Genomic DNA, 7,966 nt, shown 5'->3' with positions numbered 1-7,966 from the left:
CCGCCGCCCCCGGGCGGCGCACCCCCCCCGGGGGGCCCCCCCCGGCGGCCGGGCTCGTCCCGGGTCGGTCAGGAGAGGGCGCGGGTGATCTGCATCGACGCCTTCTTCGCCTCGTTCGCCGGGTTGCCCCCGGTGAGCACGGCCGACATGTACGTCTTGATGGGGTTGTTCAACTCGACGCTCGCCCAGTTGGGCGAGTTGGGCGTGGCCCGGCCGCGTACGGCGCCCTCGGCCATGGCGGCGACGCCGGGATCGCCCGCGACGACCCGGGCCAGGGTGGTCTTGTTGGGCACGTAGTCCATCGTGCGGGCGAGGTCCGTCTGCCACTTCTCGCCGGCGAGGGCCTGGATGAGGGCGACGGCTGCCCGGCGGTCCTTGGTGCGCTCGGGGACGACGAGGACGGAGCCACCGGTGAACACGGCGCCCTTCCGGCTCGCGGTCTTCCCCGGAATGGCGAAGTAACCGAGCTTGTCCGCCATGTCCGGGTTCGCCTGCTCGATGGCACGGGCCTGGCCGGGCACCGCGACGATCTGTGCGATGTTGCCCTTGGCGAACTCCTTCGACTGCGGCGGGTGCTCCTCGTCGGCCCGCTTGGGGCCCTTGCCGAGCGCCTGCAAATCGGCGTAGAAGTCCATGGCGCGCAGCGCGGCGGGGGAATCGAGCGCGCCTTCCCAACTGCCGGAGCTGTCCGTGGCGAGTTCGCCGCCCTCGTCCCAGACGAAGCCGGAGAACGCGTACCAGTCCTGGCCCGCGAGGTAGATCCCCTGGACGTTCCCGCTGTTGAGGGTCCGGGTGATGTCGAGCCACTCGTCGCGGGTCTCGGGGACCTTCTTGATGCCCGCGTCGTCCCAGAGTTCCTTGTTGTAGATGACGACCCGGTTCGCCGCGTACCACGGAATGCCGTACTGGCGGTTGTTGAAGCGCCCGGGCTCGGCGAGACCGGGCAGCCAGTCGTCCATGCCGAGGTCGCGGGCGGACTCCAGGGTCAGTTCGAGCAGTCCGCCCTTGTCGACGTACTGGGCGACATGGGTGTTGCCCACCTCGATGACGTCCGGGGCGGGCGTCTTGCCCTGGAGGACGTCGGTGACCTTCTCGCCGATGCCGGTCCAAGGCTGGATCTGGACGTCCAGCTTGATGTCACCGTGCTCTTCCCCGAACCACTTGGTGAAGCGCTGGATGAAGTCCTCGGAGGCGCTGTCCTTCATCAACCACAAGGTCAACTTGCGGTCACCGGAATCCTGGCCCGGGAGGGCGCCGCATCCGGTGGCAAGTGCGGCGGTGGAGCCCAGGGCTAGTGAGAGGACGGTCCGGCGGCGGGGCATCACGTGAGTCGCTTTCTTCCAACAGCAAGGGGAACTTGAACCCGAGTGTGGGGGAAGAGCGTCAGGCTCAATACGGGTGGGCTCGAAGTCTGGTATGCGTCAAGACGCAGGTCAAGAGGCTGAGTGAGGTCTGTGAGTTTACCGTGAAGGGTGACGTCATCATGAGGCGGAGAGGAGATCGAGCATGTCCGACCACACGTACCGCGTCACCGAGATCGTCGGCACCTCACCCGAGAGTCTGGACCAAGCGATCCGGAACGGCATCGGCCGGGCCTCACGCACCCTGCGGAACCTGGACTGGTTCGAGGTCACGCAGGTCCGGGGCCAGATCCAGGACGGTGAGGTGCAGCACTTCCAGGTGGGACTGAAAGTCGGATTCCGTATCGAAGAGTGATCGCGGGCCCCTCCGCGGGGCCTCCGGCGCCTCCCGCACGGCGACCGGAGCGCCCCGACGGGCCCGCGGGGAACGGCCGGGAATGAGGGAAGTCTCACGTCCGTACAACCGTTCCCGGGCCCCTCGCCACGGGCTCGGGCGGCCCGTCAGGTGCGTCCGGCACGACCCTGCGCGTCCGTCAGGGTCGCCGAGGGGGCGACCCAGTCGGCGTGGACCACCCGGACGCCGGCCCGTCGGTCGTCGGCGCAGACGAGCAGGTCGTCGTCGACGAGCATCCGGATGCGGCGGGTGGCGGAGAGCTTCCTCAGCACGGCCAGCTTGGTGCGACGGGCCGGCCGGCGGTCGTCGTTGCGGCGCATCAGCAACCGCCCGGCCGGCAACCCCTGCGCGGCGATCCAGCCGACGGTGTCCTGGCGGCACCGTTCGGGCCGTCCGGTGAGGTACAGCACCTCGCAGGTCGCAGCGGTGCGCAGGACCAGCGCCACGCCCTCGGTCAGCGGCGGATCGTCCGGGGCCGCCGCGAAGAAGGCGTCCCAGTCGGACGGGTTCCGCTCCAGGAAGTGCTGCCGGTGTCCGGTGTCCGCGAGCGTGCCGTCGAGGTCGAAGACGGCCAGGGGCTTGAGGTTCTGGGGCATGCACCCAGCCTAGGGACCGTCCCGCCGCGGCACCGGGGCGACCGGACGTCAGGTCAGGCCGGTCAGATCAGGCCGGTCAGGTCATCAGGCTGGCTGCGATCTCGCGGGCCCACCGCAGCGGCTCGGCACTGCGCTCGCGGACGACGGTGACCGTCGCCCCGTCCATCAGCAGGACGAACCGCCCGGCCAGGGCCGCGGGTTGCGACTGCCCGGCATCGGCGAGCAGTTCGGCGAAGAAGTCCGTGACGGCCCGCTTGTGGGCGACGGCGAGCCGGTGCACCGGGTCGTCCGCGTCCGCGCACTCGATCATGGCGTTGACGAAGGCGCAGCCGCGGAACTCGCCCCGTTCGACATCCGCCGCGAGCACGTCGAAGACGGCCAGCGGGTCTCGCCCGAGGGCATCGCCCCCCTCAGCCAGCCAGCGGCGCCAGCGACGGTCGCGCTCCGCGAGGACGGCCACGACCAGGTCGTCCTCGCTCGCGAAGTGCCGGTAGAAGGAAGCCCGTCCGACGCCCGATTCGACCAGGAGCCGTTCCACTCCGACGGCCCGGACGCCCTCGGCGAGGAAGAGTGCGTCCGCGGTGTCCACGAGCCGCCTGCGCGCATGGGTGGCCATGGGTCCACGGTAGTCGCGCTTGACGCCAGACGGAACCGATCGGTACCGTCCATTTCCTTGAACGGTACCGGTCGGTTCCGTTGAAGGAGGGGGGACACCGTGCCGACCGCGCCGTCAGGTCCGCGGCGCCCGGCTCGGCACCCGCGGTCGTCCGCCCCATCGGTGCACGACCTACGACGGGACGCCCATGGACAGTGACCTCCACGACGACGCCCGGCCCCCGACGCCGGCCCCGGTGAAACCGAGTTCGACGGACGCACCGCCCCCGCCGCACGGGGCGCGCGGCAGCGTTCTCGTCCTGGGCTTCGCCACCTTCGCCATCGGCACCGACGAGTTCGTCCTCGCCGGCGTCCTCCCCGAGCTCGGGCGGGACCTCGACGTCTCGGTCACCACCGCCGGCCAGGTGGTGACCGTCTTCGCCCTGACCTGTGCCGTGCTCGCACCGGTCCTGGCGACCCTGACCGCCCGCCGCGCCCGGCGGGCGATCCTGTTGGTGGCGATCACCGTGTACCTGGTGGGGAACGTGGCCACCGCCCTCGCCCCCACCTTCGCGACGGTCCTGGCGGCGCAGATGGTGGCGGCGGCCGGTGCCGGGCTCTTCGTACCGACCGCGGCCGTCACGGCCGCCTCGCTGGTCGCCCCCGAGCGTCGCGGTCGTGCCATCGCGGCGGTGACCACGGGCTTCACCGCCGCCACCGCGCTCGGTGCCCCGATCGGCACCGCGCTGGGCGGCTGGCTGGGCTGGCGGTCCACGATGTGGTTCGTGGCGGCGCTGGCCGTACTGGGCCTGCTCGGGGTCCGGCTGTGGGTGCCGGCCCGGGTGGCGGCCCCGGCACCGGAGGGCCTGCGGGAGCGGCTCGCCCCGCTGCGCGACCGCCGGGTGCTGGCCATCCTGGCGACCACCCTGGCCGGGTTCACCGCCGTGTACCTCCCGTACACCTACATCGCGGTCGTCTTCGAACCCGCGACCGGCGGCAGCGGCGACCGGCTCGCCGTGCTGATGTTCACCCTCGGGGTCATCGGCACTCTCGGCAACCTCGCCGCGGGGGCGCTCGCCGACCGGATCGGCGGACGCGCGGTGGTGGCGCTCGCCCTGCTGTGGATGACCGGCAGTCTGCTCCTGATCCCGCTCGCCACGGGCACGTTCACGGCCGCACTGCCGATGATCGTCGTCTACGGGATCGGCGCGTTCGCCATCACCTCACCGCAGCAGCACCGGCTGATCACCCTCGACCCGGGGGCCGCGTCCGTGCTCGTCTCGCTGAACGCCGCCGTCCTGTACCTGGCGATCTCGCTGTCCGGGGCCGTCGGCGCGGTCGGCATCAGTTGGGCGGGAGCACCCGCGGTGCCCCTGATCGCGGCCGGACTGGCAGTCGTCGCCCTGCTGTTCTCCGAGTGGGGACACCGGCTGTCCCGCACCGCCGTGCCCCGCTGACGACCGGTCCGCACGCACCGGGGCCGCGGGAATCTTCCGACGGCCCCGGTGTTGAAGCGGAGGTGAGTTCCCTACTGGAGTCCGTCCGCTTCTCCGTCCTCGACCGTTCGCGCACCCGGGAGGGCCACGACGGCCCAGAGGCGTTGCGGGACACCGTCGACTTCGCCCGGGAGGCCGAAGGGCTCGGGTACCACCGCTTCTGGGTGTCCGAGCACCACTCGGTGCCCGGGGTCGCGGGATCCGCGCCGACCGTGCTCGCCGCGGCGGTCGCCGCCGCGACCCGGTCCATCCGGGTCGGTACCGGAGGGGTCATGCTCCCCAACCACCGACCGCTCGTCGTCGCGGAACAGTTCGGCGTGCTGGAGTCCCTCTTCCCCGGGCGGATCGACATGGGCCTCGGCCGCTCGGTCGGCTTCACGGACGGCGTCCGCAAGGCCCTGGGCCGGGACAAGGAGGACGCCTCTTCCACCGACTTCGCCGACCAGGTCACGGAGTTGCTCGGCTGGTTCGAGGGCACGTCACCGACCGGCGTCCACGCGCGCCCCGCCGAAGGACTGCGGGTGCCGCCGTTCCTGCTCGCCCTGGGCGAGGGCGCGGACATCGCCGCCGCCGCGGGGCTGCCGCTGGTGATCGGTGACCTCCGCGGTCGGGACAAGATGCTCAGGGGCGTCGAGCGGTACCGCGCGGCGTTCCGTCCCTCCCACTGGGCCAGCGAACCGTACGTCGTCGTCTCCGGCGCGGTCGCGGTGGCCGCGACGCAGGAGCGGGCGCGCAGGCTGCTGCTCCCGGAGGCGTGGGCGATGGCCCGGGCCCGGACGCACGGTGCCTTCCCGCCGCTGGCCCCCGCCGCACGGATCGAGGCGCTGGAGATGACGCGGCGCGAGCGCGGCTACTTCGAGGCGGGGCTCACCGGTCAGGTGCACGGCACCGAGGAGCAGGTCGCGGCCGAACTCGAAGCCGTGGTCAAGGAGAGCGGCGCCCAGGAGGTCCTGGTGACGACGAGCACCCACGACCGGGAGGCGATGTACGACTCCTACCGACGACTGGCCCGGGTGGCGGGACTGCGCGGAGCCTAGGATGGTGGGGTTTGCCGCCCCCGGTGACCCGGACGGGCACCGGCCCCGGGCGGGTGTCGGCCCCCGTACGGAGCACGTCGATGTCCTCGTTCCCTTCCCACGACCCGTACGTCCGGGTGCGCGGTGCCCGTGAGCACAACCTCCGGGGGGTGGACGTCGACATCCCCCGTGACGCACTGGTGGCGTTCACCGGTGTGTCGGGGTCGGGGAAGTCGTCCCTGGCCTTCGGCACGGTGTTCGCCGAGGCGCAGCGCCGGTACTTCGAGTCGGTCGCGCCGTACGCGCGGCGGCTCATCCACCAGGTCGGGGCGCCGAAGGTGGCGGAGATCACCGGGCTGCCGCCGGCGGTCTCCCTCCAACAGCGGCGCTCCACCCCCACCGCACGCTCCTCGGTGGGCACGGTGACGACCCTGTCGAACTCCCTGCGGATGCTGTTCTCCCGCGCCGGAACGTACCCGCCGGGTGCGCAGTCGCTCGACTCGGACGCCTTCTCCCCGAACACGGCCGCCGGCGCGTGCCCGGCGTGCCACGGTCTGGGCCGGGTCCACCACACCACTGAGGCCCTGCTCGTCCCCGATCCGTCGCTGTCGATCCGGGAGGGGGCCGTCGCCGCCTGGCCCGGCGCCTGGCAGGGCAAGAACCTCCGGGACGTGCTGGACGCCCTCGGGTACGACGTCGACCGACCCTGGCGGGAGCTGCCGCCGGCCGAACGGGAGTGGATCCTCTTCACAGACGAGCAGCCCGTCGTGACCGTGCACCCGGTCCGGGAGGCGGACCGCATCCAACGGCCCTACCAGGGCACGTACACGAGCGCCCGGCGCCATGTGCTCAAGACCTTCTCGGACTCGAAGAGCGCGACCCTGCGGGCGCGGGCGGAGCGGTTCCTCACCAGTGTTCCCTGTGCGGTGTGCGACGGCCGGCGGCTGCGCGCCGAGGCGTTGGCGGTGACGTTCGCGGGGCGGGACATCGCGGAGTTGGCGGCGCTGCCCCTCGCCGAGCTCGCCCGGACCCTGGGCGCGCACGGCGACGACTCGCCCACCGCCCGGGTCCTCACCGACGACCTGCTGTCGCGGATCGCCCCGGTGACGGAGCTGGGGCTCGGCTATCTGAGCCTTGACCGGACTGCGCCGGGCCTGTCGGCCGGGGAGCTCCAGCGGCTGCGGCTGGCGACCCAACTGCGCTCGGGACTGTTCGGTGTGGTCTACGTGCTCGACGAGCCGTCGGCCGGACTCCATCCGGCGGACACCAGGGCGCTGCTCGGGGTGCTCGACCGGTTGCGGGCCGCGGGCAACTCGGTGTTCGTGGTGGAGCACCACCTCGATGTGGTCCGGCACGCGGACTGGCTCGTGGAGGTGGGGCCGGGCGCCGGTGAACACGGGGGCCGGGTCCTGCACAGCGGGCCGGTGGCGGACCTCGCGGACGTGCCGGAGTCGGCGACGGCGCGCTTCCTGTTCGGCGGGCGGGGCCCGGACCGTGCGGGCCGCGTGGTGGACGGGGAGGGACGCCCGGGGAGCGGGTGGCTGACCGTCGGACCGGTCACCCGGCACAACCTGCGCGGAGCGACGGCGGACCTGCCGTTGGGCGCGTTCACCGCCGTGACCGGTGTCTCGGGCTCCGGCAAGTCGACGTTCATCGGCGCGATCACCGAGGACCTCACGGGCGTCGGCCGGCTGGTGAGCGTGGACCAGCGGCCGATCGGCCGTACCCCGCGCTCCAACCTCGCCACGTACACGGGGCTGTTCGACACGGTGCGCAAGCTGTTCGCCGCGACCGACACGGCCCGGGAGCGCGGGTACGGGGTGGGCCGGTTCTCGTTCAACGTCGCGGGCGGGCGGTGCGAGACCTGCCAGGGCGAGGGGTTCGTGTCGGTGGAACTGCTGTTCCTGCCGAGCACCTACGCGCCGTGTCCGGACTGCGGTGGCTCCCGCTACCGACCGGACACGCTGGAGGTGCGTCACCGGGGCCGCAACATCGCCGAGGTGCTGGACCTCACGGTGGAGTCCGCCGCGGCCTTCTTCGCGGACGCCCCGGCGGTGCGGCGCAGTCTCGGGGCGCTACTCGACGTGGGGCTCGGCTACCTGCGGCTAGGCCAGCCGGCGACGGAGCTGTCCGGGGGCGAGGCACAGCGGATCAAGCTGGCCACGGAACTCCAGCGGGGCGGGCGCGGGCACACCCTCTATCTGTTGGACGAGCCGACGACCGGATTGCACCCCGCCGATGTGGAGGTGCTGATGCGTCAGCTGCGGACGCTGGTCGCGGCGGGGCACACGGTGGTCGTGGTGGAGCACGACATGTCCGTGGTGGCGGACGCCGACTGGGTCGTGGACCTGGGGCCCGGCGGCGGCAACGAGGGCGGCCGGGTGGTGGCGGCGGGACCGCCGGAGACCGTGGCCGGGAGCGCCGACAGCCGGACCGCTCCGTTCCTCGCCCGGGAACTGGGGTCGAGCGCCGGTTGACGGGGCCGGGGATGAGCACCACTCCCGGCCCC

The 7,966-nt window shown here is 72.6% G+C and carries 7 protein-coding genes; 4 read left to right on the top strand and 3 right to left on the bottom strand.

The window, feature by feature from the left end; all coding sequences use genetic code 11:
* Nucleotides 1-68: 68 nt before the first annotated feature.
* The gene (locus ACFV88_RS19285) at nt 69-1,322 is read right to left on the bottom strand and encodes an extracellular solute-binding protein (protein WP_385492732.1); all 1,254 of its coding nucleotides are present in this window, start codon (nt 1,320-1,322) and stop codon (nt 69-71) included.
* A 184-nt stretch (nt 1,323-1,506) separates the two neighbouring features.
* On the opposite strand from ACFV88_RS19285, the gene ACFV88_RS19280 reads away from it, so the two are divergent.
* Nucleotides 1,507-1,716: a dodecin gene (locus tag ACFV88_RS19280; protein WP_385492724.1), complete on the top strand. Its 210-nt coding sequence runs from the start codon at nt 1,507-1,509 to the stop codon at nt 1,714-1,716.
* A gap of 146 nt (nt 1,717-1,862) precedes the next feature.
* Here ACFV88_RS19280 and ACFV88_RS19275 read toward each other — a convergent pair whose 3' ends face one another.
* Entirely contained in the window at nt 1,863-2,351 is a 489-nt protein-coding gene (locus tag ACFV88_RS19275; RefSeq protein WP_385492722.1) for a hypothetical protein, read from the bottom strand.
* A 76-nt stretch (nt 2,352-2,427) separates the two neighbouring features.
* On the bottom strand, nt 2,428-2,967 hold the full coding sequence (locus ACFV88_RS19270; protein WP_385492719.1) for a TetR/AcrR family transcriptional regulator: 540 nt from the start codon (nt 2,965-2,967) through the stop codon (nt 2,428-2,430).
* A 187-nt stretch (nt 2,968-3,154) separates the two neighbouring features.
* Between ACFV88_RS19270 and ACFV88_RS19265 the strand changes: the two genes are divergently transcribed.
* From ACFV88_RS19265 to ACFV88_RS19255, 3 genes are all read left to right on the top strand, one after another.
* Nucleotides 3,155-4,402, top strand: a complete 1,248-nt coding sequence (locus ACFV88_RS19265) for an MFS transporter (RefSeq protein ID WP_385492717.1) — start codon at nt 3,155-3,157, stop codon at nt 4,400-4,402.
* 62 nt (nt 4,403-4,464) lie between these two features.
* Nucleotides 4,465-5,478: an MsnO8 family LLM class oxidoreductase gene (locus ACFV88_RS19260; protein ID WP_385492715.1), complete on the top strand. Its 1,014-nt coding sequence runs from the start codon at nt 4,465-4,467 to the stop codon at nt 5,476-5,478.
* An 80-nt stretch (nt 5,479-5,558) separates the two neighbouring features.
* Nucleotides 5,559-7,934 (top strand): ATP-binding cassette domain-containing protein, encoded by a 2,376-nt coding sequence (locus ACFV88_RS19255; RefSeq protein ID WP_385492714.1) that lies wholly within the window; start codon nt 5,559-5,561, stop codon nt 7,932-7,934.
* Nucleotides 7,935-7,966: the final 32 nt, after the last annotated feature.

The organism is Streptomyces sp. NPDC059816 (genome assembly GCF_042732055.1).
Classification (GTDB): domain Bacteria; phylum Actinomycetota; class Actinomycetes; order Streptomycetales; family Streptomycetaceae; genus Streptomyces.
Note: the sequence above shows the minus strand (reverse complement) of the source record. Positions and strands in the feature narration are given on the sequence as shown.